This window comes from Streptococcus oralis, assembly GCF_026782345.1.
In the GTDB taxonomy this organism is placed as follows: Bacteria; Bacillota; Bacilli; order Lactobacillales; family Streptococcaceae; genus Streptococcus; species Streptococcus oralis_CK.
Genome location: NZ_JAKUWI010000001.1, coordinates 1,287,024 through 1,309,141 on the forward strand (window position 1 = coordinate 1,287,024; position 22,118 = coordinate 1,309,141).

Below are 22,118 nucleotides of genomic sequence, written 5' to 3' on the forward strand. Positions count from 1 at the left end.
ACTTCCTTTCTTTTGTGCTAGTGTATTTCTGAAATCGTTTTCGAGTTTTCCTATCCCCAGTATAGCAACTTAAGTCTAGAAGGTCAACTAATCTCATGATCTCCCACCAAACCCGCTCGTACTTCCGAGATAAAATAGAGAGAGCCCGTCACAAAAAGCAAGTCCTGATTGTTGGCATTTTCTTCAAATTCGCTGATAAAATCGCGATAAGAGTCAACCAGTTTATAACCAGAAACATCGCTTTCTTCTAGAGATCCTTGGTAGTCAAAGCCTGTTACCTTAAGTTCCACCTGAGGCAACTGCTCTGTTAGATAGGCTAACATCCCTTGGTAATCCTTGCGCTTAAGAGCGCCAAAAAGGACATGAGCCTGGTATCCTTGCTGGATTTTCCCCTGGATAAACTCTACTAGACGAGTCAAGGCTGGCAGATTGTGAGCCCCATCTAGGTAGATTTGCGGACGAATCCGTTCCAATCGACCTGCCCAATGTGTCTCCTTCAAAGCCCGTCTGACAAACTCTTCTTCGACCCTTTCACCTCTTGATGCCATAAACAGAAGAAAAGTTTCTAAAGCCAAGGCGGCATTTTCTTGCTGATAAACACCTTCCAAACCGATTTCAAGCTGTGAAAAACTTGCTAGGCTACTTGAAAAATCCCCCGCATTCAAGGTGAAGTCTCGCCCAGCTTGATAAAGGTCTACGTCTAACTCTCTTGCTCTTTTTTGACAGACAAGCTCAGCTTCTGGAGCGAGCCTAGCAATGACCGCCTTCCTGCCAGCCTTGAAAATACCAGCTTTCTGCTCGGCTATTTCCTCCAGACTATCGCCTAAGGTCTCCTGATGATCTAGACCAATCGAAGTAATAACTGCAATCTCTCCTGTTACGACATTAGTGGTATCAAGCAAACCACCAATCCCCACCTCTAGCAGGACTAGATCCACTCCCTGCTCTTTAAAGTAAAGCAAGGCAATCAGGGTCAACAACTCAAAGAAAGACAATTGGTCATGTGTTTCCAAAAGAGTTTTCTCCATCTCCTTGACTTGGTTAGCTATACGGATAAAGTCTTCCTCTGCGATCGGTTGTCCATTGATACAGATTCGATCATGGATACTGATGATATGAGGAGAGGTAAAGGTGCCAACTTTTTTTCCATGAGCTACAAACAACTCCCTCATAAAGGCAATAGTTGACCCCTTACCGTTAGTCCCTGTTACGTGGATAATAGGATAAGTCCTCTCAGGATTCTCCAGCAAATCCACAGCTCGCTGCATTCGTCCAAGACCAGATCTAAAGTTTAAACCAATCCGACTATGAAGCCATTCTTCTACTTCAAACATACATGTCTCCTTAACAAAAGTACAATCAACTACTGCATCAAAGTATGATTACAAATAAAAAGCGAGGTCGGGACAAAATCCCGACCTCTTACCTGGTTAGCTAATCTCTAGCTACTATGAATTTCAACGTGAGCTAAAAACGTCCACTGGATGTTCCAACTCTTCTAATTTTCAGGAGTTGGGCTGATACAGTCTCCCAGACTTACCAGTTCTCTCTTATTTCAAGGAACTGGGGTAAAAACGTTCCCCGAACGTTCCTGCGTTTCTAATTTCTGGCGCAGGGCTAAAAACATCCACCGGATGTTTTTACTCCTCCATAAAGCTGTTGAAGACTTCTTCAATCATGTTCCATTCGTCTTCTGAGTCTTCTGGGATTGGTTGCAATTCGCCTTCTGTTCCGTCTTCATTTTCGATGAATGAGTAAGCTTGGATTTCAACTTCACCATTTTCATCTTCTTCTGCGTTAACTGGCACTAGAAGAACATAGTTTTTACCAAATTCTTCTTTTCCGTCAATGGTCAAAAGAATTTCAAACAAGGTTTCATTTCCTTGCTCATCTACTAGTGTAATCAATTCACGTTCTTCGTGGTCATGGTTGTGATCGTGTGACATAGTTTCTCCTCTGTCTTAAAATTTTCTATCTAAATAATTTTGCAAAATCAGCTGAGCAGCCAACTTATCAATAACTTTCTTGCGTTTGTTACGGCTGATATCTGCTTGTTCAATCAACATACGTTCCGCAGCGACCGTTGTCAAACGCTCATCCTGATAGTCTACTGGCAAACCAAAGAGTTCTTCTAGCTTGGCACCATAGGCTTGACTGGCTTCTACTCGCGGACCGCTGGTATTGTTCATGTTCTTTGGCAAACCTACTACAAAGCGTTCTACCTTATAGCTGTCAACCAATTCCTTGATACGGTCAAAACCAAACTGGCCCTGATCCTCATTAATCTGGATGATTTCAAGTCCTTGAGCAGTGAAGCCTAGTGGGTCGCTAATCGCCACCCCTACTGTTTTTGAACCGACGTCCAATCCCATAATTCTCATAGATTATAGATCGACTCCTTGTCCTTTAAGGTAGTAGCGTACCAGTTCTTCAACAATTTCATCGCGCTCATACTTACGGATTTGATTTCGTGCATTGTTGTAACGAGGAACGTAGGCAGGGTCTCCACTCAATACATAACCGACGATCTGGTTAATCGGATTGTAGCCCTTGTCATTCAAAGAAGCATAAACATCTGTCAATGTTTCGCTAATTTCTTTCTTATTGGAATCATCCAATTTAAACCGTACAGTTTCTTCAGTAAATCCCATTCTAACACCCTCTTTCCTTAGAATAGTACTATTATAGCACATTCCCTGACGTTCTACAAATAAGTCAGTCTATTAATTTGGATTTTCTATTGTTCTGTCGCCCCATTTGCCACTCTGTCTGCAATATATTGGCTAGGTTCGTTTTTTAAGAGATTTTCAAGACCTATATTTTTTAAATATTCGATCTGAGATGCCTTTTTGACATCCAATACTTGAAAATCATAAGTCGTTGTTGTCTGGATTTCGGTCTCGCTGAGTAGCTTGGTTTCCAGTGTAAATCCTGCTAGTTTGCGTGCCTCTTGGATGGTCTCATCCTTCTCTTCAGCTTCTTGAAGCGCTTTTTGCGTCTCCTCTAGGCCATTTTCAGAGATAAAGTTCTTGAGTTCATCCCCGACAGGTCGTTTTTGCTGAATGGTCAAGGTCAAAAATTGATTACCTTTATAGGTAATAGTCTGAATCTGCTGCGTTCCATTTTCTGACTTCGGCATCAATAAGGTCTTGGTAACAACCGTATTCTTTTCGGCATTGTCCAAAACGGGAAGGTTTGATTGGATGGGGTCAGATGCTGTTGTAGAAGCAGCAGGGGTTTCCTTTTTTTGCCCACATCCCGCAAGCAAAAAGAGGAGAGCAAAACTAGCAATTAGTAACTTTTTCATAATTCCTCACATGATTTTAAAACAAAAGAGCAAACAAGGCCAGGAGTCACTCCCAGCCTTGATGTTTTATAGAGCTGCACGTAGACGTGCTTCTGCATTTTCTACATTACGGACAGAGCGTGGCAAGAAGGCACGGATATCATCTTCTTTATAGCCGACTTGCAGGCGCTTCTCGTCAACGAGAATCGGACTCTTTAAGATCCGTGGTGTTTCCATGATTAAGTTGAGCACTTCATTGACACTCAAATCCTCGATGTCAACTCCAAGTGCCTTAGCGTAGCGGTTTTTTGACGAAACGATACTGGCAATTCCATTATCTGTTTTCGTGAGAATATCTAATAACTCTTCTCTTGTAATTCCTTCTTTACCGAGATTTTGTTCTTTATAACTTAACTGGTGGGCATTGAGCCAGGTTTTCGCTTTTTTACAGCTAGTACAACTTGAGACTGTATAAATTTTGATCATGTACCTACCCCTTTCGCTACATGTTACTATCAGTTTAGTCTATTATACCATAAAAAGCATCCGACTTGCGACCTATTTTTAAAAAAATTTAACTTTTTTCGCGATTTTCGTACTTTTTTCTTGACAAATTTAATTTATAACCAACTTCTAAATTCTTTGATATAGATTCGTTTCACAATTGTAACACTTATCATATAAAGAATAATTATCAAAAGCAAAAAGAGGAAATAAATTGGTTTCAAAGGGGTTAAACGAAGGAGGTTAGCAATTGCAGAATAGGGAAGGAAGGTCACAAAACTAGCTGCTAGCAAGGTTGTCCCAAGAACCAACCATGACGGACGGCTTTGTAAGAAAGGGAGTTTTGCTGAACGAAGCATATGGATGACCATGGTTTGGGACCACATGGATTCAATGAACCAACCTGTCTGGAACAGGATGATAAAGCCCGTTGCAGACTCTGCTCCGTGAACATAAGCATGACCTGTCGTCATTGGGACAATGACAAAATAGAGCAAGATAAAAGTCAAAATATCAAAGGCAGAAGAAATCGGACCCATCCAAATCATAAAGCGAGTAATGGACTTGGCTTCCCACTTATGAGGATGCTTCAAAAAGTCTTCATCCACATTATCAAATGGCAAGGCGATGCAAGAAAGGTCATAGACTAGGTTTAAGACAATCAAGTGAATCGGAGCCATAGGGAGGAAAGGTAAAAAGATACCAGACACTAAGAGTGAAAGAATATTCCCGAAATTAGAGCTGACCGTCATCTTGATATATTTGGTCATATTGGCATAGACTTTGCGTCCTTCAACCAGGCCTTTTTCAAGCACCATCAAATCCTTATCCAGCAAAATGACATCAGCCGTTTCTTTGGCAATATCTACTGCTGTATCAACAGAAATCCCCACATCTGCTACTTTCATAGAAGGGGCATCATTGATCCCATCTCCCATATAGCCGACACAGTGTCCATTAGATTTAATTTGTAAAATGATTCGTGCTTTTTGATCCGGAGAGAGTTTGGCAAAGACCGTCACCTTCTCAACTGCTTGGGACAACTCTTCGTCCGTCATGGCATCAATATCAGAACCCAACAAGATTTGATCAACGTCTAAACCAACTTTTTCGCATACTGCTTGGGTTACCTTCTCATTATCCCCAGTCAAGATCTTGGTTTGAACACCATACTCTAATAAAGCTTGGATAGCAGGGGCTGCAGATGGTTTTGGTGGATCTAGGAAGGCAAGATATCCTGTTAGAATCATCTCCTTTTCATCTTCAACAGAGTAAGCAAAACCTTCCTTTAAGCCTGTTTTATAGGCGACTCCCAAGACTCGTAAGCCCTGTTGATTGAGTTGGTCCACTTCTTTTAAGATTTCCACTCGGATATCATCCGTCAGAGGGCTAATCTGACCTTGATATTCCACATGGGTTGAAATCGCAAGCATCTCCTCTAGGGCACCCTTGGTTACCAAACTAACAGCTTCATTCTCATCCTTGACGATGACACTCATCCGTCTGCGTTCAAAATCAAAGGGCAATTCATCTATTTTTTGAAAGCTAGTATCCAAATTTTGTAGAATAGCGTGTTCTTTAGCTTCTTTTTCAGTTCTACTGATAATAGCACGGTCCATCAAGTTTTTCAAACCGGTTTGAAAATAGGAATTGAGGTAGGCTCGTCTCAACACAGATAAATCCAAAGCCCCATGTATATCCAAAGGATATTCAAGGACAATTTCGTCTTGGGTGAGGGTTCCCGTTTTATCCGTACACAGGATATCAATAGCACCTAGATCTTGTATGGCATTGAGTTTTTTAATGACGACTTTTTCTTTGGCCATGATAATAGAGCCTTTTGCTAGACTGGCCGTGATGATCATGGGAAGCATCTCAGGTGTAAGCCCAACTCCTACGCTCAAAGCAAATACGCCAGCTTCTAACCAATCTCCATCCGTCAAACCATTGGAAAGAAATACGATGGGAACCATGACCAACATCAAACGGATTAAAAGCCAGGAGATACTGTTCATATCCCGTTCGAAAGAGGTGGGCTCGTCATAAGTATTGAGAGTCTGCTCTATTTCCCCCATCATGGTGTCATCACCGACCGCTAGAATCAAAGCCTTGGCGCTTCCTGATATTACGTTGGTTCCCATGAAAGCGAGCGCTTCTGCTTCTAGCAGACTATCAAAATTTGACTGACTCATTTTTGACAAAGCCAATTTTTCAACCGAATCACTTTCGCCCGTCAAACCAGACTGTTGAACAAAGAAATCACGTGATTCAATTAAAAGGAGGTCTGCTGGAATCATATCCCCAGCACTCAACTTGACCATATCTCCAACGACTAAATCCTCAATCGCGACCTCGAAACTCTGGCCTTCGCGGATAACTGTGGCTGTGTTCACAATCATTTTTGAAAGATTGGTCGCAGCTTTGTCGCTTCGCAGTTCTTGGACAAATCGAATGCCACCAGAAATGAGGACTAGGACAACGATGATGATAGAGGTCGTCGGATCTTCTTGCCCAGGCTTCGCCAACCAGACATTGGTCACCATGGAAATCATTGCAATGACCAGCAAGATGATTGTAAATGGATTGATAATAGATTCGTAAATTTTTTTGAGGATACTGTCTTCCTGACCCTTGGTGATGGTGTTTTCACCATATAAATCACGATTCTTTTCTATCTGTTCCTCAGTTAAGCCTGTTAGACTTGTCTTGTAAAAAGATAGAGTTTCGTTTAAAGGTGTATGAATAGCTGCTGCTAATCTTTCTTTTGTAGTTTTCATTGGTTTCTCCTATCTGTATGAATGATGTGTTTCATACACAGAGACCAATCACTTTATAAGGGCAGAACGACACAAATCAGCGATTGGCTGTGTATGTGCGGTTCTGGGTGGTCGTCAATTTGCATCGTCTGTCTCCTTTCCCTGTTCTAAAACAGTAGAAAATCCTGCCATAAAATGGCAGGATTAAAAAACTAATTATCTGTTTTTCGTTCAAGCTTTAACTCCATAGGGCAATGAAATGAGCTTAGTCTTGGCCTTCACGACCAGGACTGTTGACCAACGAGTAGTGTCTCCACTGCTTTGCGGTAGTCATCCGTATCCCTATGGTAGCCTCACCTACCGTTTTCGTCTATCAGTATAAACCTTTAAAATATAAAAGTCAACGATTTATCTCATTTTTTAGATAACAATCAATTCTTTTGGAGCAAGTGTCAATAACTCACAACCGTTATCTGTAATTAGGATATCATCTTCAATACGAACCCCGTATTTACCTTCAATATAAATGCCCGGTTCATCAGTCAAGACCATACCAGATTTAATGACTTCTTTCGAAGTTTGGCTAAAGTAGGGTTCTTCGTGGATGTCCAGTCCGATACCGTGTCCGATACCATGTGTAAAGTATTCTCCATAGCCTGCTTCCACAATGATATCACGAGGGATTTTGTCAAAGTCACGGAAACCTAGACCTGCCCTGGCTTGGTCAATCAGAGCTTGGTTGGCTTTCAGGACAGTATTGTAAATCTCTGCCTGCTCGTCACTGACATGTCCTAGATAGATGGTCCGTGTCATATCGCTGACATAGTGGTCGTAGAGACAGCCGAAGTCCATGGTGATGGCTTCTCCCAGCTCTACTGGTTTGTGCATTGGATGGGCATGGGGTTTGGAAGAGTTGATACCGCTTGCTAGGATTGTATCAAAGGATAAGCCAAATGCTCCTAGCTCCCGCATGCGGAAGTCAAGGAAGTTGGCAATTTCGATCTCAGTCTTTCCAGGTTTGATAAAGTCAAGTGCATCGTGGAAAGCTTGGTCTGAGATAGAACATGCCTTGCGAATAGTCGCAATCTCTTTCTCATCCTTAATCATACGAAGCGCTTCTACAAACTGAGTCTGTGGAAGCAAGTCGATCCCTGCAAAGGCCGCCTGCATACGGTGGTAATAAGAGACCGAAATCTCGTCCTCAAAACCGATACGAGACAAGCCCATATCCTTAACAATGCCTGCAATGACAGCCAATTCATCACGGTCAGCCACAATCTCAAAACCTGTCACCTCTTGCTTGGCTGCAATGATATAGCGAGAGTCTGTCACTAAGACTTGGCGGTCACGGCTGATGAAGACTGTTCCATTTGAGCCCCAAAATCCTGTCAAATAGTAAACATTTTTAAGGTTATTGATAATGATGCCATCTAGTTCTTTTTCTTGCATTTTAGCTAGAAATGCTTGTACACGTTTATTCATGATGTAACTTTCCTTTCAAATAGTGTCCTGTGTAGCTGGCTTCGTTGGCCGCTACTTCTTCTGGAGTTCCTGTTGCAATGATGGTTCCACCACCGACACCGCCCTCAGGTCCTAGGTCAATAATATGGTCTGCTGTCTTGATAACATCTAGATTGTGCTCGATAACAAGGACGGTATTGCCATCGTCGACAAAGCGAGCCAAGACTTTAAGCAAGCGAGCGATATCCTCGGTATGAAGCCCTGTCGTCGGCTCATCCAGAATGTAGAAAGATTTTCCTGTCGAGCGTTTATGGAGTTCGCTAGCCAACTTCATACGCTGTGCTTCTCCTCCAGAAAGGGTGGTAGCCGGTTGCCCTAGCGTTACATAGCCCAGCCCCACATCCTTGATGGTCTGAAGTTTGCGTTGAATCTTGGGAATGTGTTGGAAGAATTCCACAGCATCGTTGACGGTCATGTTCAAAACCTGCGAGATATTCTTTTCCTTGTAGTGGACTTCTAGGGTTTCACTGTTGTAGCGAGTCCCGTGGCAGACTTCACAAGCCACGTAAACATCAGGCAAAAAGTGCATCTCGATCTTGATAATCCCGTCACCTGAACAGGCTTCGCAACGACCACCCTTGACGTTGAAACTGAAACGCCCCTTTTTGTAACCACGAATCTTAGCCTCATTTGTCTGGGCAAAAAGGTCACGTATATCGTCAAAGACCCCCGTATAGGTAGCCGGGTTGGACCTCGGCGTTCGTCCGATAGGGCTCTGGTCAATGTCGATCAAGCGGTCTACATGCTCAATCCCTGTAATCGTCTTAAATTTACCAGGTTTGTCTGAATTACGGTTGAGCTTCTGGGCAATGGCTTTTTTGAGGATACTGTTGATTAAGGTCGATTTCCCTGAACCTGATACCCCCGTCACTGCGATGAATTTTCCTAATGGGAAGCGAGCAGTGATATTTTGCAAGTTGTTCTCACGCGCACCTGTCACTTCGATAAAGCGACCATTTCCGGAACGGCGCTCTGCTGGCACTGGAATGGCACGTTTCCCTGACAAATACTGGCCTGTGATAGACTTGCTGTTGCGAGCCACCTGTTTGGGCGTTCCTGCAGCAACAATCTCGCCACCAAAAACACCGGCTCCCGGACCAACGTCAATCAGATAATCAGCCTCGCGCATGGTATCTTCATCATGTTCCACCACGATAAGAGTATTGCCCAAGTCACGCATCTTTTTCAGACTGGCAATCAAGCGGTCATTATCCCTCTGGTGAAGACCGATGGACGGCTCATCCAGGATATATAGGACACCTGATAGGTTGGACCCAATCTGGGTCGCCAAGCGAATACGCTGACTCTCCCCACCTGAAAGGGTTCCTGCCGAACGTGACAGAGTCAAATAGTTAAGACCTACGTTATTGAGGAAGGTCAAGCGATCCTTGATTTCCTTGAGAATGGGACGGGCGATAATGGCTTCATTTTCAGACAGAGTCAACTGGCTCACCAAAGCCAAGTGGTCTGCGATAGACAGGTCTGAGATTTCACCGATATGCGGCCCTTGCTCACCACCCACACGGACAGACAAGGCCTGGTCATTGAGACGGTAGCCGTGACAAGTCCCGCAGGTCAGCTCATTCATGTAGAGACGCATCTGGGTGCGCGTGTAATCACTGTTAGTCTCATGGTAACGACGTTTGATATTATTGACAACTCCCTCAAAAGGAATGTCGATATCGCGCACACCACCAAATTCATTTTCATAGTGGAAATGAAATTCTTTGCCATCCGATCCGTAGAGAATCAAGTTCTTATCTTCTTCTGACAAGTCTTCAAAAGGCTTATCCATATCTACTCCAAAGGCTGTCATGGCCTGCTCTAGCATGTTTGGATAGTAGTTAGATGAGATAGGATTCCAAGGTGCCAAGGCTCCCTCACGCAAAGTTTTGCTGGCGTCTGGCACTACCAAATCAGTATCCACTTCTAGCTTGATACCCAAACCGTCACACTCACTACAAGAGCCGAAAGGAGCATTGAAAGAGAAGAGACGAGGCTCTAACTCTGGAACAGTAAATCCACAAACTGGACAGGCATAATGCTCAGAGAAGAGCAACTCAGAATCGTCCATAGTGTCGATAATGACATAACCTTCTGCGATACGAAGGGCAGCCTCAATGGAATCAAAGAGACGGCTACGAATGCCCTCCTTAATGACAATACGGTCGACCACGACATCGATATTGTGTTGCTTGCTCTTCGACAACTCTGGCACTTCGGTCACATCATAAACTTCCCCATCCACACGGACGCGGACATAACCGTCTTTCTGAATCTTTTCAATGACGCTCTTGTGTTGCCCTTTTTTCTTACGAATGACAGGAGCTAAGATTTGCAGACGTTGGCGTTCTGGCAATTCCAAAACCTTATCCACAATTTGCTCCACAGAAGAAGCCTTGATAGCCCCATGCCCGTTGATACAGTATGGCGTCCCCACACGTGCGTAGAGGAGACGCAAATAATCATTGATTTCAGTCGTCGTTCCAACGGTCGAGCGCGGGTTTTTGCTAGTCGTTTTTTGGTCGATGGAAATAGCTGGGCTGAGGCCATCAATGGCATCTACATCTGGTTTTTCCATGTTGCCCAAAAATTGACGGGCATAAGCAGATAGACTCTCCACATAGCGACGTTGACCTTCAGCATAGAGGGTATCAAAGGCCAGACTGGATTTCCCAGAACCTGACAAACCAGTCACAACAACCAGCTTGTCTCTTGGAATCTCCACATCAATATTTTTTAAGTTATGGGCACGCGCCCCATGAATCACAATTTTATCTTGCATCTTTGTTCTTTCTAGTCCATTATTGCTTTCCATTATACCAAAAAATGTGAAATTCTATTACCCAAAAAGCTGTTTTTATAGTATAATAGTACGGTGCAAAAAATGAATCACTGAATAGTAGGAAAGGATAGGGGATATGAAACAAGTTTTTCTCTCAACAACAACTGAATTTAAAGAGATCGACACGCTTGAACCGGGTACTTGGATCAACCTCGTCAATCCTACACAAAATGAATCGTTGGAAATCGCTAACGCCTTCGACATTGACATTGCCGACCTTCGAGCACCGCTCGATGCGGAAGAAATGTCCCGTATTACCATCGAAGACGAGTATACTTTGATCATCGTGGACGTTCCCATCACAGAGGAAAGAAACAATCGTACCTACTACGTTACGATTCCGCTGGGGATTATCATCACCGAGGAAACCATTATCACCACCTGCTTGGAATCCCTCCCCGTTCTCGATGTCTTTATCAACCGTAGACTGCGCAACTTTTACACCTTCATGCGTTCACGCTTTATCTTCCAGATTCTCTACCGCAACGCCGAACTTTACCTTACGGCCCTTCGTTCGATCGACCGTAAGAGTGAACAAATCGAAAGTCAACTTCACAAGTCTACTCGAAACGAAGAGCTGATCGAGCTCATGGAATTGGAAAAGACCATCGTCTATTTCAAGGCCTCACTTAAGACGAACGAGCGCGTGATTAAGAAATTGACCAGCGCAACTAGCAATATCAAGAAATACCTAGAAGACGAAGACCTACTCGAAGACACTCTGATTGAAACCCAACAGGCCATTGAGATGGCAGATATTTATGGAAACGTCCTTCACTCTATGACAGAGACCTTTGCCTCTATCATTTCCAATAACCAGAACAACATCATGAAGACCCTGGCTCTCGTGACCATCGTTATGTCTATCCCAACCATGATCTTCTCAGCCTACGGGATGAACTTTAAGGATAATGAAATCCCTCTAAACGGTGAGCCTCACGCCTTCTGGTTAATCGTCTTTATCGCCTTTGCTCTGAGTGTTTCGCTCACTCTCTATCTCATCCATAAAAAATGGTTCTAAGAGGAATCCCTATGTCTCAGATTGATTTACAAAAATTAACTAAGAAAAACCAAGAGTTTATCCACATCGCTACCCAACAATTTATCAAAGATGGTAAAACAGACGCTGAAATCAAGGCTATCTTTGAGGAAGTCATTCCTAAAATCCTTGAAGAGCAAGCCAAAGGAACGACTGCACGTTCCCTCTACGGGGCTCCAACCCACTGGGCTCATAGCTTCACTGTCAAAGAGCAATATGAAAAAGAGCATCCAAAAGAAAATGATGATCCAAAACTCATGATTATGGACTCAGCCCTTTTTATCACCAGTCTCTTTGCATTGGTTAGCGCTCTGACTACCTTCTTCTCTACAGATCAGGCTATTGGCTATGGGTTGATTACCCTCTTGTTGGTTGGACTTGTAGGAGGACTTGCCTTCTACTTGATGTACTACTTTGTCTACCAGTACTATGGACCAGACACAGATCGTAGCCAGCGCCCTCCTTTCTGGAAATCAATCCTCGTCATCCTCGCTGCTATGGTTCTCTGGTTGGCTGTCTTCTTCGCAACAAGCTTCCTACCAGCAGCTCTCAATCCAATTCTTACTCCACTGCCTTTGGCTGTCCTAGGAGCGGCCCTTCTCGCCCTTCGCTTCTATCTCAAGAAACGCTTCAATATCCGAAGCGCAAGCGCAGGCCCATCACGTTATTAAGAAAAGTGAAAAGCTATGGCATATAGTCAATCTTTAGCTCAGCAGATTCGAAAAATTCTAGCACTCAAACTTCCTCCCCAAATTTTCGAAGAAGAGCTAGAAGAAAAGAAACTGTTTGGTGGCCTTGCCTTTATGATTCGTGGGAAAATGGTCCTTACAGTCAGTTCCAGAAAGGACGAACTGGTTATGGTCAGAATTGGCAAAGAAATAGAAAAGCAAGTTCTACCCCGAACAGGAGCTCATACTACATTGATGAGGGGACGCCTTTATCACGGCTATATAGACTTAGATATAGAAGGTCAAAAAGAACTTCCTTACTGGATTGATTTGGCCCTCTCTTATAATCAAGAGTTGACCAAGTAACTCATATCTAGCGAGATTAGAAAAACGAAAAGCAACTGCAAAGGCGGTTGCTTTTTTTCTTGCTTTCTTGATATCCAATAGAACTTCTGACCCTAATCCCTATAGTTTTCTCTCATCTTTTATGATAAAATAGGCACAATCAATTTCTAGGAGGATGAGATATGGTTTCTACTATTGGTATCGTGAGCTTGTCTAGTGGCATTATCGGAGAAGACTTTGTCAAACACGAAGTGGAGCTAGGTGTCCAGCGTCTCAAGGATCTGGGACTCAATCCTGTGTTTTTGCCCCATTCGCAAAAAGGATTAGACTTTATCAAGAACCATCCTGAGGCGCGTGCAGAGGATTTGATGCAGGCCTTTTCGGATGATAGCATCGACATGATCCTCTGCGCCATCGGTGGGAATGATACCTATCGTTTGCTACCTTATCTTTTTGAAAATGACCAACTACAAAAGGTTATCAAACCAAAGATTTTTCTCGGTTTCTCCGATACGACCATGAACCATCTTATGTTGCATAAACTAGGAATCAAGACTTTTTACGGCCAATCCTTTCTAGCAGATATTTGTGAATTAGACAAGGAGATGTTGCCCTATAGTCTCCACTACTTTAAAGAATTGATCGAGACGGGAAGAATCTTAGAAATCCGCCCTAGCGACGTTTGGTATGAGGAACGGACTGATTTTAGTCCCAAGGCTCTGGGAACAGCTCGTATCAGTCATGTAAATACAGGTTTTGACTTGTTACAAGGAAATACCCAGTTTGAGGGAGAAATTCTCGGCGGTTGCCTTGAGTCTCTCTATGATATTTTTGACAACTCTCTACACGCAGATAGCACAGACCTCTGCCAAAAGTACAAACTCTTCCCTGACTTAACCGACTGGGAAGGAAAGATTCTCTTGTTAGAAACAAGCGAAGAAAAGCCTGAGCCGGAAAACTTCAAAAAGATGGTGCTGGCTTTGAAAAAAACTGGAATATTTGAGGTCATCAGTGGACTCTTGGTCGGAAAGCCAATGGATGAAACCTTCTATAACGACTATAAAGAGGCACTAATGAGCATCGTTGACAGCAATATCCCAATTGTCTATAATCTAAACGTTGGGCACGCCACACCAGGAGCCATTGTACCCTTTGGCGTTCACGCCTATGTAGATGCACAGGAGCAAGTCATTCGCTTTGACTATAACAAAAAATAAACAATTTCTCCATTTTTGTGCTCTGGTATTGATTTTCGTTACAATTTGTGTCTGAATTTATTGCATTTTGCTTATTTTTATGATATCTTTTTGGAGGAGGTGTATATGACTAAACAAAAAATAAATCAAATTGTCGGTTCAATTGGAGCCTTTATCGGGATTATTGTATTTATCGCCTACATCCCACAAATTTTTGCCAATTTACAAGGCAACAAAGCTCAACCATTCCAGCCTTTATCCGCAGCAGTATCTTGTTTAATTTGGGTTATTTACGGGTGGACAAAAGAACCTAAGAAGGATTGGATACTAATTATTCCAAACTCAGCTGGCGTTGTCTTAGGTGGACTGACATTTCTTACTGCACTATAAAAATTACTAGCATATAATCAAAAAGCTGAAATAAATTTCTCAGCTTTTTCTATTTTCTCAGATAGTTAGACGACTGCACTCACTTATTTCTGCTTTTCCACTCACAATCATTTTCGTGGTCGTCAATCAAACCTGCAGCTTGTAGAAATGACAAGACTGCAACAGGACCTGTGAACTTGAAGCCTCGTTTTTTGAGATCTTGAGATAATTTTTCAGACAAGGCTGTTTTAGCAGGTGCTAGGTGATAGTCAGGAACATCATTCACGATCGTTTTCCCCTCAACAAAGGACCAGAGATAAGCGTCAAAAGAGCCAAAGGTTTTCTGGATTTGTAAAAATGCTTGGGCGTTGGCACGTGTCGCAAAGAGCTTGGCACGATTTCGGATGATGGCTGGATTCTCTAACAAGGCTTCCAACTCCCCATCTGTCATTTCCGCGACCGCTTGAATTTGATAGCCATGAAATGCTTCTCGGAATCCTTGGCGTTTGTTTAGTACCGTTTCCCAAGACAGGCCTGCCTGATAGGTTTCCATACACAACAACTCAAACAATGCTTGGTCATCATGGAGGGGCTGCCCCCACTCCTGGTCGTGGTAGGCGATGTAGAGCGGATTGGTCATCTTAACCCACGAACAGCGTTTTGTCATATTATTCTCCTATTTCACCAACATTTTAAGGGCCGACTTGATATAGTTCTCTGCTGTATCCGTCGTCCCTTCAAAGAATTTCTTGATTTTCTTAAGCTCGGTCGCCTTGTAGCCCAGTGCCAACATGGCTTCCATGGCTTCTTCCAGTTCTTGGTTTTCAATGCTTGCTTGCACTGCCACCTTAGCAGGAAGGTCATCACTAGCCACAACTACCTTGCCTTCCAAGTCCAGCACCATCTGCTGGGCTGTTTTCTTGCCAATTTTAGGAAACTTGGTCAAGTAGGTGATGTTCTTGCTTTCGATGGCTTGAACCAAGCCAACATTGTCATCAGTAGCGATAATAGCAAGAGCTGACACAGGCCCAATCCCAGATACCGAAATCAGACTGAGAAAGAGCTTTTTCTCATCTTCTGAGCGAAATCCATAAAGTAGATGGGCGTCCTCACGCACAACCTGATGCACATAAATTTGAGATTCTTGATTGACCTGTCCCGAGTAAGCATAGGGATTGGCTACATGCAGGATATAACCGATACCGTTGGTTTCAAGAACAATGTATTTGGCAGTAATTTTGGTAATGATTCCTTTTAAATATTCGTACATAGTTTTCCTTTTCTCTTATTTCGTTTATCTAGTATATCATATTTTCTTTATCCGAGGAGTGAGAATCGACTATCACAAATACAGTATATCAAAAATAATTTATGCTTATCTATTGACATATTGAAAATTAAGTACTATAATCACCTGTAATTGAATAACTATCTTCAGGGCAGGGTGAAATTCCCTACCGGTGGTATAGCCCACGAGCCGAAAGGCATGATTTGGTGAAATTCCAAAGCCGACAGTATAGTCTGGATGAAAGAAGATAAAAGTATATTTGTGCTTTTTGCGTGCTCTGAAATGATTACTTGTCATTTCAGAGCATTTTTGTTAATCGCATAAGTTTTCTTTTGTATGCCTTGAATAGTCCCCTATTCAAGGTATTTTTTTTGGAGGTAGTGAGATGAGCGACTCAAAATATATGAAATTAGCAATAAAATTGGCACAAAAAGGAGCTGGTTACGTCAATCCCAATCCTATGGTTGGCGCAGTTATTGTAAAAGATAATCACATTATCGGACAAGGTTATCATGAGTTTTTTGGTGGCCCACATGCTGAGAGAAATGCTCTAAAAAACTGTAGAGAATCCCCTGTCGGAGCAACGCTTTATGTAACACTTGAACCCTGTTGTCACTTCGGGAAAACACCTCCTTGTATAGACGCTATAATCGATAGTGGTATTACAAGAGTAGTCATTGGAAGCCTAGACTGTAACCCTATTGTATCTGGAAAAGGAGTAAAGATACTTGAGGAAAATAATCTTCAAGTTACTGTTGGAGTTTTAGAAAATGAGTGTCTTAACTTAATAAAAAGTTTTAGAAAGTATATTACCCAGCATGTACCCTATGTTTTTATGAAATATGCAATGACAATGGATGGAAAAATAGCCACTAAAACAAATCAATCCAAATGGATTACTGGAGAAGAGGCAAGAAAGCATGTACATCAGTTACGACACCATGTTAGTGCGATTATGGTGGGAGTCAATACTGTTATTCAAGACGATCCTTTGCTGACATGTAGATTGGAGGAAGGGAAAAATCCTATCCGTATCATATGCGATACACATTTACGAACTCCTCTTACCTCTAAAATCGTAAAAACAGCAAATGATATTAAAACTTACATTGCCACTTCCTCTGAAGACAAAAATAAAATGAAGCTATATCAAAATCATGGCTGTGAAATACTTCCCATAAAGAAAAAAGGCAATCATATAGACTTATCAAGTTTAATGCAACATCTAGGAAATATGCAGATTGATAGCCTACTTCTAGAAGGGGGCAGTCTAATGAATTGGAGTGCTTTGGAACAACAAATTGTTGATGAGCTGAAAATATATATTGCACCAAAAATTTTTGGAGGCAGTGCCAAGTTTCCTGTCGGAGGTGAAGGTATTTCTTTGCCAAATGACGCTATTAGCTTGAAGCCTTATGCTTTTTCTCAAATAGGAGATGACTATCTCATAGAAAGTGAGGTGATTTATCCATGTTCACAGGAATAATTGAAGAAATCGGAAAAGTTGAAAGAATACAGAAAGACTCTCGTAATTGCAAACTATCAATTAAAGCCTCAAAAGTATTAACGGATATCCATTTAGGCGATAGTATAGCAGTAAATGGTATCTGTCTTACAGTTACTCATTTCAATCATCAATCCTTTACAGTTGATGTAATGAATGAAACATGGAGCCGAACAACTCTTACACTATTAAAATATGGAAGTGAGGTAAATCTAGAAAGAGCCTTATCTGTCAACGGTCGACTTGGAGGTCACGTCGTTACAGGACACATTGATGGTACAGGAAAAATCTCGTCAATAAAAAAAGATGATAATGCTGTATGGTATCAAATCAACACACAAAAAGAAATTTTAGATTTAATAGTTGAAAAAGGATCTATTACAATTGACGGCATTAGTCTGACTGTCGCTAAAGTCTCCAAACTAAACTTTTCAGTATCTGTTATCCCTCATACTTTGGCACAAACCATTCTTAAGAGTAAACAAGTCGGGAGTACAGTAAATCTTGAAAATGATATCTTAGGCAAATATGTGCAAAAACTGATGGATAACTCTCTGAAATCAGAGATATCTAAGGAACTATTATATCAAAATGGATTTTAGCAGAAAGGATGATTAGTCAATGGAATATCGAAAAATACAAGAAGCATTAGAAGCATTGCAGAAGGGACGACTTGTTCTTGTTATAGACGACAAGGATAGAGAAAACGAAGGAGACTTAATTTGTTCCGCACAAGCAGCCACAACAGAAAATGTTAATTTCATGGCTACTTATGCCAAAGGATTAATTTGTATGCCTATGAGCGAAAGTTTAGCTAATCAATTAATGCTTTCACCCATGGTTGAAAACAATACAGATAATCATAAGACTGCTTTTACAGTTTCAATTGATTATAAGGAAACGACCACAGGTATTTCTGCCGAGGAAAGAGGATTGACCGCACGTATGTGTGTCACCGAAGATATAAGCCCCTCTGATTTTCGCAGGCCAGGACACATGTTTCCTTTAATTGCGAAAAACGGTGGTGTTCTAGAAAGAAATGGACACACAGAAGCAACTGTTGATCTATTAAAATTAGCAGGACTAAAAGAGTGTGGCCTATGTTGTGAAATAATGAATCATGATGGCAAAATGATGAGAACAGATGATTTAATTCAGTTTTCTAAGAAACACAACATTCCACTAATTACCATCAAAGAATTACAAGAATATAGAAAAGTATATGATCAGCTGGTAGAACGAGTTTCAACTGTCAATATGCCTACTAGATACGGTAATTTTAAAGCAATTAGCTATATAGATAAACTAAACGGGGAACATCACCTTGCTCTTATTATGGGAAATATAGAGGATGGAACCAATGTATTATGTCGGGTCCACTCTGAATGTTTAACAGGAGATGTTTTAGGCTCTTTACGGTGCGATTGTGGACAGCAATTTGATAAAGCTATGAAAATGATTGCTGAGAATGGTTCGGGTGTCTTACTTTACTTGCGACAGGAGGGACGAGGAATTGGACTTATCAATAAATTAAAAGCCTATCATTTACAAGATCAAGGAATGGATACGCTTGATGCCAATCTTGCGTTAGGATTTGAAGGTGATTTAAGAGAATATCACATTGGAGCACAAATGCTTAAAGACCTGGGACTACAGTCACTACATTTACTGACAAATAATCCTGACAAGGTTGAACAGTTCGAAAAATATGGAATTACCATTTCCAGTAGAATACCAATCGAAATAGAAGCTAATCCTTACGACAGTTTTTATTTAAAGACAAAGAAAAATCGAATGGGTCACATTTTAAATATGGAGGAAAAATAAATGAACACTTATGAAGGTAATTTAGTAGCGAACGATATTAAAATAGGTATTGTTGTAGCGAGATTTAATGAATTTATAACTTCAAAATTATTATCTGGAGCACTAGATAATCTCAAAAGAGGGAATGTAAACGAGAAAGATATCGAGGTAGCCTGGGTTCCAGGAGCTTTTGAAATACCGCTGATTGCATCAAAAATGGCAAAAAGTAACAAATATGATGCAATTATCTGCTTGGGCGCTGTCATTAGAGGTAGTACAAGTCATTATGATTATGTATGTAGCGAGGTATCTAAGGGAATCGCCCAAATCAGTTTAAATAGCGAAATCCCAGTTATGTTTGGTGTGCTAACGACAGATACAATTGAACAAGCCATAGAGCGAGCTGGCACTAAAGCAGGAAATAAGGGTTCTGAGTGTGCACAAGGAGCTATTGAAATGGTCAACCTAATTCGTACATTAGACGCTTAGAACAGACTCTACTTTTAAATGAATAAAGAAACTTGGCAAAATCGCAATTGAATACTCTATGAAAATCATAGAGCAAACTAGGAAGCCAGTCGCAGATTGGTAAAACACAGCTTCGATGTTGCAGACAAAACTGGCAAAATTAGCTCAAAACACTATTTTGAGATTACTGATAAAACTGATGTGGTTTAAAGAGATCTTTGACGAGTATTCGGAAGAAAAAAAGTAAATATTTCTATGATAAAACGCATAGAATCAAGGTTTTTGAAGATCTGATTTTATGCGTTTTTCTGATTTTGAAAATTTTTCCCAGTCTTTTTTGTACTTTTATACTCAATGAAAATCAAAGAGCAAACTAGGAAACTAGCCGCAAGCTGTACTTGAGTACGGCAAGGCGACGTTGACGTGGTTTGAAGAGATTTTCGAAGAGTATTAATATTTCCCCAACTCACGGAGGCTGGTGTGATTTTCCTGAATGCGTCGAAACATTTTTTCCATATCTGACTTGGTGAAATGCACCAAAACAGGACGTCCGTGGGGGCAGTTATAGGGGTTGTCGCATTGAGAGAGCTGATAAAGGAGTTGTCTGGCTGAATGGTCATCGATACGATGGTTAGCCTTGATAGACCGCTTGCAGGACATCATGATGGCTAGCTCTGCTCGGTATTTCTTGATCGAAACTTCCTTGGTCAAGAGCAGCATGTCACACATTTCATAGATACCAGACTCGATTTCTTCCTCTGCCATCCAAATAGGATGTTCACGTAGGATAAATTGATTTTCTCCGTACTCTGCTAGAAAGACACCCACTTCCTCTAAGAGAGGCATTCTTTCCCTGAGACGAAGGGCATCATCTGCTGGGAATTCAAAGATGTAGGGCACTAGGAGTTGTTGCTGGCTCTGGTCAACATTACCTATGCTTTCACGGTATTCCTCATACTTGACCCGTTCCTGGGCTGCATGTTGGTCTATAATGTAGAGGCCATCTCGCCCTTGGGCAAAAAGATAGGTCCCGTGCATTTGTCCGAAAAACTCCAACTCTGGGAAGCTGGATGCTTCTTCTCGCTCCAGCTTGTCATAAGCCTTATCGAGGCTAGCAAGATCTAACTCTGGATGGTCTAGTTGGTCGTAGTTAGCAGGCTTTCTCTCCGCAAAATGCAGTTTTACTGGCTTAGTCAACTGGTCCAAGGTTTCCTTAGCAAACAGGGTTAAATCCTGCCCTTCCTCAGTTAATTCAACCTGATGATCAGCAACCTCAGCTTGACTAGGTCTTGAGAGTTCTGTTTTTTCATAGTAAAGCGTATTTTCTTTGAGTGGGAGAATGGTCTGCTCTACCTTTTGACGATTGCGCACGGTCGACTTGGCAAGATTTTCCAAGGCATCAGGTATCAAGGTTTGTTCCTTAAGACTCTTTGCGATGGCTTCTGAGACAAGTGCCATCAGTTCTCTTTCCTTAGAAATCCGCACTTCTTGCTTGGTTGGATGAACATTGACATCAGCTAGATAGGGGTCGATATGGATGTGAATGACAGCCAGTGGAAAACGCCCTACCATGAGCTTGCTTCCGTAACCGTCAAGAATAGCGCGATTTAGTAGAAAGTTCTTGATATAACGGCCATTGATGAAGAGGCTGATATAGTTGCGATTAGCTCGAGTTAACTCAGGCAGAGACACAAAACCTGTAATTTCGAAATCTAAGTCAGAGTTCTCAATTTCAATCATCTTCTTGGCACTCGCCAAACCGTAAATCCCTGCGATGGCTTGGCGTAGTTGACCAGTCCCTGCTGTCCGCGTCATTTCCTTGCCATCACTGATTAAACTAAAAGAAATCTCAGGATGAGCCAATCCCAGACGGTTGACAATATCAATGATATGAGACAGCTCCGCTTGCTGGCTCTTCATATACTTGAGGCGGGCAGGTGTGTTGAAAAAGAGGTCCTCCACACAAACCTTGGTTCCTACAGGACTAGTCGCTGGGATGATTTCCTCAACTTCTCCCCCACGCGCAACGAGCTTGGTCCCATGACTCGCACCATCCACCGCCGTCAACAGAGTCAGAACACTGACAGAAGCAATAGAGGGCAGGGCTTCACCACGAAAACCAAGCGTCCGAATCCGAAAGAGATCTGCTTGATTTTTTATCTTACTGGTCGCATGACGACGCAGGGCCAATTCCACCTCATCGTGGGCAATTCCATGACCATTATCGGTGATTTGAATTTTCTTGAGACCGGCTTCCTCGATCTCAATGATAATCTGGCTAGAACCCGCGTCAATGGCATTTTCTACCAACTCTTTGACCACACTAGCAGGACGTTCGATAACCTCTCCTGCCGCTATCTGGTTTGCCAGCACCTCTGGCAATTCAATAATATGAGACATCTTTCAGCCCCTTTCTGTATCTATTTTCCTAGAAATTGATTAGTGCTATTATACCACATTTCAGATAGGACCGAAAAATCAAGCGCCACATAGACTCCAAATCCCTCCACATAGACAAAGTCC

General features: G+C 42.0%; 21 protein-coding genes and 2 riboswitches. Of the genes, 9 read left to right on the forward strand and 12 right to left on the reverse strand.

Annotated elements, in window-relative coordinates; genetic code table 11:
* Positions 1–83: 83 nt before the first annotated feature.
* The 9 genes from MK405_RS06330 to uvrA form a co-directional block, all read right to left on the reverse strand.
* Positions 84–1,334: a bifunctional folylpolyglutamate synthase/dihydrofolate synthase gene (locus tag MK405_RS06330; RefSeq protein ID WP_268704577.1), complete on the reverse strand. Its 1,251-nt coding sequence runs from the start codon at positions 1,332–1,334 to the stop codon at positions 84–86.
* 306 nt (positions 1,335–1,640) lie between these two features.
* Entirely contained in the window at positions 1,641–1,946 is a 306-nt protein-coding gene (locus MK405_RS06335; protein ID WP_000017624.1) for a DUF1292 domain-containing protein, read from the reverse strand.
* Positions 1,947–1,961: 15 nt separating this feature from the next.
* Positions 1,962–2,381 carry a Holliday junction resolvase RuvX gene (gene ruvX / locus MK405_RS06340; protein WP_002876031.1) on the reverse strand — a complete coding sequence of 140 codons (420 nt, stop codon included), beginning with the start codon at positions 2,379–2,381 and terminating at the stop codon, positions 1,962–1,964.
* 3 nt (positions 2,382–2,384) lie between these two features.
* Positions 2,385–2,651 carry an IreB family regulatory phosphoprotein gene (locus MK405_RS06345; protein WP_000507059.1) on the reverse strand — a complete coding sequence of 89 codons (267 nt, stop codon included), beginning with the start codon at positions 2,649–2,651 and terminating at the stop codon, positions 2,385–2,387.
* 86 nt (positions 2,652–2,737) lie between these two features.
* The gene (locus MK405_RS06350) at positions 2,738–3,307 is read right to left on the reverse strand and encodes an SP0191 family lipoprotein (protein ID WP_007518958.1); all 570 of its coding nucleotides are present in this window, start codon (positions 3,305–3,307) and stop codon (positions 2,738–2,740) included.
* Positions 3,308–3,373: 66 nt separating this feature from the next.
* On the reverse strand, positions 3,374–3,772 hold the full coding sequence (gene spx / locus MK405_RS06355) for a transcriptional regulator Spx (RefSeq protein ID WP_000591165.1): 399 nt from the start codon (positions 3,770–3,772) through the stop codon (positions 3,374–3,376).
* A gap of 134 nt (positions 3,773–3,906) precedes the next feature.
* Positions 3,907–6,567, reverse strand: coding sequence for a magnesium-translocating P-type ATPase (gene mgtA, locus MK405_RS06360; RefSeq protein ID WP_268704578.1), 2,661 nt, complete (start codon positions 6,565–6,567; stop codon positions 3,907–3,909).
* Positions 6,568–6,762: 195 nt separating this feature from the next.
* A riboswitch (M-box (ykoK) riboswitch) is annotated at positions 6,763–6,913 on the reverse strand.
* Between the two features lie 53 nt (positions 6,914–6,966).
* Complete coding sequence (locus tag MK405_RS06365; protein ID WP_268704579.1) at positions 6,967–8,028, reverse strand: M24 family metallopeptidase; 1,062 nt, start codon at positions 8,026–8,028, stop codon at positions 6,967–6,969.
* Complete coding sequence (gene uvrA / locus MK405_RS06370) at positions 8,021–10,852, reverse strand: excinuclease ABC subunit UvrA (protein WP_268704580.1); 2,832 nt, start codon at positions 10,850–10,852, stop codon at positions 8,021–8,023. The genes MK405_RS06365 and uvrA overlap by 8 nt, the downstream gene beginning before the upstream one ends.
* Before the next feature lie 136 nt (positions 10,853–10,988).
* Here uvrA and MK405_RS06375 point away from each other — a divergent pair, with 136 nt between their 5' ends.
* The 5 genes from MK405_RS06375 (at position 10,989) to MK405_RS06395 (ending at position 14,550) form a co-directional block, all read left to right on the forward strand.
* On the forward strand, positions 10,989–11,933 hold the full coding sequence (locus MK405_RS06375) for a magnesium transporter CorA family protein (RefSeq protein ID WP_033605858.1): 945 nt from the start codon (positions 10,989–10,991) through the stop codon (positions 11,931–11,933).
* Between the two features lie 11 nt (positions 11,934–11,944).
* Positions 11,945–12,622: a DUF1129 domain-containing protein gene (locus MK405_RS06380; protein WP_268704581.1), complete on the forward strand. Its 678-nt coding sequence runs from the start codon at positions 11,945–11,947 to the stop codon at positions 12,620–12,622.
* Between the two features lie 15 nt (positions 12,623–12,637).
* Complete coding sequence (locus tag MK405_RS06385; protein WP_096421577.1) at positions 12,638–12,985, forward strand: hypothetical protein; 348 nt, start codon at positions 12,638–12,640, stop codon at positions 12,983–12,985.
* 161 nt (positions 12,986–13,146) lie between these two features.
* Positions 13,147–14,181, forward strand: a complete 1,035-nt coding sequence (locus MK405_RS06390) for a S66 family peptidase (protein WP_084939410.1) — start codon at positions 13,147–13,149, stop codon at positions 14,179–14,181.
* Between the two features lie 105 nt (positions 14,182–14,286).
* Positions 14,287–14,550 carry a SemiSWEET family transporter gene (locus MK405_RS06395; RefSeq protein ID WP_000166112.1) on the forward strand — a complete coding sequence of 88 codons (264 nt, stop codon included), beginning with the start codon at positions 14,287–14,289 and terminating at the stop codon, positions 14,548–14,550.
* 79 nt (positions 14,551–14,629) lie between these two features.
* Here the strand turns inward: MK405_RS06395 and MK405_RS06400 are convergent, their stop codons facing one another.
* Both MK405_RS06400 and ruvA read right to left on the reverse strand, forming a co-directional pair.
* On the reverse strand, positions 14,630–15,196 hold the full coding sequence (locus MK405_RS06400; RefSeq protein ID WP_070656861.1) for a DNA-3-methyladenine glycosylase I: 567 nt from the start codon (positions 15,194–15,196) through the stop codon (positions 14,630–14,632).
* A 9-nt stretch (positions 15,197–15,205) separates the two neighbouring features.
* On the reverse strand, positions 15,206–15,799 hold the full coding sequence (ruvA, locus tag MK405_RS06405) for a Holliday junction branch migration protein RuvA (protein ID WP_268704582.1): 594 nt from the start codon (positions 15,797–15,799) through the stop codon (positions 15,206–15,208).
* A gap of 156 nt (positions 15,800–15,955) precedes the next feature.
* Positions 15,956–16,070, forward strand: a riboswitch (FMN riboswitch).
* Between the two features lie 132 nt (positions 16,071–16,202).
* On the opposite strand from ruvA, the gene ribD reads away from it, so the two are divergent.
* Genes ribD through ribH form a run of 4 tightly spaced genes read left to right on the forward strand, consistent with a single transcriptional unit; the run spans position 16,203 to position 19,616 of the window.
* Positions 16,203–17,303, forward strand: coding sequence for a bifunctional diaminohydroxyphosphoribosylaminopyrimidine deaminase/5-amino-6-(5-phosphoribosylamino)uracil reductase RibD (gene ribD / locus MK405_RS06410; protein ID WP_033605860.1), 1,101 nt, complete (start codon positions 16,203–16,205; stop codon positions 17,301–17,303).
* Complete coding sequence (ribE, locus tag MK405_RS06415) at positions 17,288–17,923, forward strand: riboflavin synthase (RefSeq protein WP_084939411.1); 636 nt, start codon at positions 17,288–17,290, stop codon at positions 17,921–17,923. Before ribD ends, ribE begins: the two co-directional genes overlap by 16 nt.
* 19 nt (positions 17,924–17,942) lie before the next feature.
* Positions 17,943–19,148 carry a bifunctional 3,4-dihydroxy-2-butanone-4-phosphate synthase/GTP cyclohydrolase II gene (locus tag MK405_RS06420; protein WP_268704583.1) on the forward strand — a complete coding sequence of 402 codons (1,206 nt, stop codon included), beginning with the start codon at positions 17,943–17,945 and terminating at the stop codon, positions 19,146–19,148.
* Positions 19,149–19,616: a 6,7-dimethyl-8-ribityllumazine synthase gene (gene ribH, locus MK405_RS06425; RefSeq protein ID WP_096421573.1), complete on the forward strand. Its 468-nt coding sequence runs from the start codon at positions 19,149–19,151 to the stop codon at positions 19,614–19,616.
* Positions 19,617–20,045: 429 nt separating this feature from the next.
* Here ribH and mutL read toward each other — a convergent pair whose 3' ends face one another.
* Complete coding sequence (gene mutL, locus MK405_RS06430) at positions 20,046–21,995, reverse strand: DNA mismatch repair endonuclease MutL (protein ID WP_268704584.1); 1,950 nt, start codon at positions 21,993–21,995, stop codon at positions 20,046–20,048.
* Positions 21,996–22,118 lie beyond the last annotated feature (123 nt).

Coding starts and splice junctions, on each gene's coding strand:
- ribH (WP_096421573.1), top strand. CDS start 19,149: ATGAACACTTATGAAGGTAATTTAGTAGCGAACGATATTAAAATAGGT.
- spx (WP_000591165.1), bottom strand. CDS start 3,772: ATGATCAAAATTTATACAGTCTCAAGTTGTACTAGCTGTAAAAAAGCG.
- MK405_RS06400 (WP_070656861.1), bottom strand. CDS start 15,196: ATGACAAAACGCTGTTCGTGGGTTAAGATGACCAATCCGCTCTACATC.
- MK405_RS06345 (WP_000507059.1), bottom strand. CDS start 2,651: ATGGGATTTACTGAAGAAACTGTACGGTTTAAATTGGATGATTCCAAT.
- ruvX (WP_002876031.1), bottom strand. CDS start 2,381: ATGAGAATTATGGGATTGGACGTCGGTTCAAAAACAGTAGGGGTGGCG.
- ribE (WP_084939411.1), top strand. CDS start 17,288: ATGTTCACAGGAATAATTGAAGAAATCGGAAAAGTTGAAAGAATACAG.
- mgtA (WP_268704578.1), bottom strand. CDS start 6,567: ATGAAAACTACAAAAGAAAGATTAGCAGCAGCTATTCATACACCTTTA.
- mutL (WP_268704584.1), bottom strand. CDS start 21,995: ATGTCTCATATTATTGAATTGCCAGAGGTGCTGGCAAACCAGATAGCG.
- MK405_RS06390 (WP_084939410.1), top strand. CDS start 13,147: ATGGTTTCTACTATTGGTATCGTGAGCTTGTCTAGTGGCATTATCGGA.
- MK405_RS06395 (WP_000166112.1), top strand. CDS start 14,287: ATGACTAAACAAAAAATAAATCAAATTGTCGGTTCAATTGGAGCCTTT.
- MK405_RS06365 (WP_268704579.1), bottom strand. CDS start 8,028: ATGAATAAACGTGTACAAGCATTTCTAGCTAAAATGCAAGAAAAAGAA.
- MK405_RS06375 (WP_033605858.1), top strand. CDS start 10,989: ATGAAACAAGTTTTTCTCTCAACAACAACTGAATTTAAAGAGATCGAC.
- uvrA (WP_268704580.1), bottom strand. CDS start 10,852: ATGCAAGATAAAATTGTGATTCATGGGGCGCGTGCCCATAACTTAAAA.
- MK405_RS06350 (WP_007518958.1), bottom strand. CDS start 3,307: ATGAAAAAGTTACTAATTGCTAGTTTTGCTCTCCTCTTTTTGCTTGCG.
- ribD (WP_033605860.1), top strand. CDS start 16,203: ATGAGCGACTCAAAATATATGAAATTAGCAATAAAATTGGCACAAAAA.
- MK405_RS06385 (WP_096421577.1), top strand. CDS start 12,638: ATGGCATATAGTCAATCTTTAGCTCAGCAGATTCGAAAAATTCTAGCA.
- MK405_RS06420 (WP_268704583.1), top strand. CDS start 17,943: ATGGAATATCGAAAAATACAAGAAGCATTAGAAGCATTGCAGAAGGGA.
- ruvA (WP_268704582.1), bottom strand. CDS start 15,799: ATGTACGAATATTTAAAAGGAATCATTACCAAAATTACTGCCAAATAC.
- MK405_RS06380 (WP_268704581.1), top strand. CDS start 11,945: ATGTCTCAGATTGATTTACAAAAATTAACTAAGAAAAACCAAGAGTTT.
- MK405_RS06335 (WP_000017624.1), bottom strand. CDS start 1,946: ATGTCACACGATCACAACCATGACCACGAAGAACGTGAATTGATTACA.
- MK405_RS06330 (WP_268704577.1), bottom strand. CDS start 1,334: ATGTTTGAAGTAGAAGAATGGCTTCATAGTCGGATTGGTTTAAACTTT.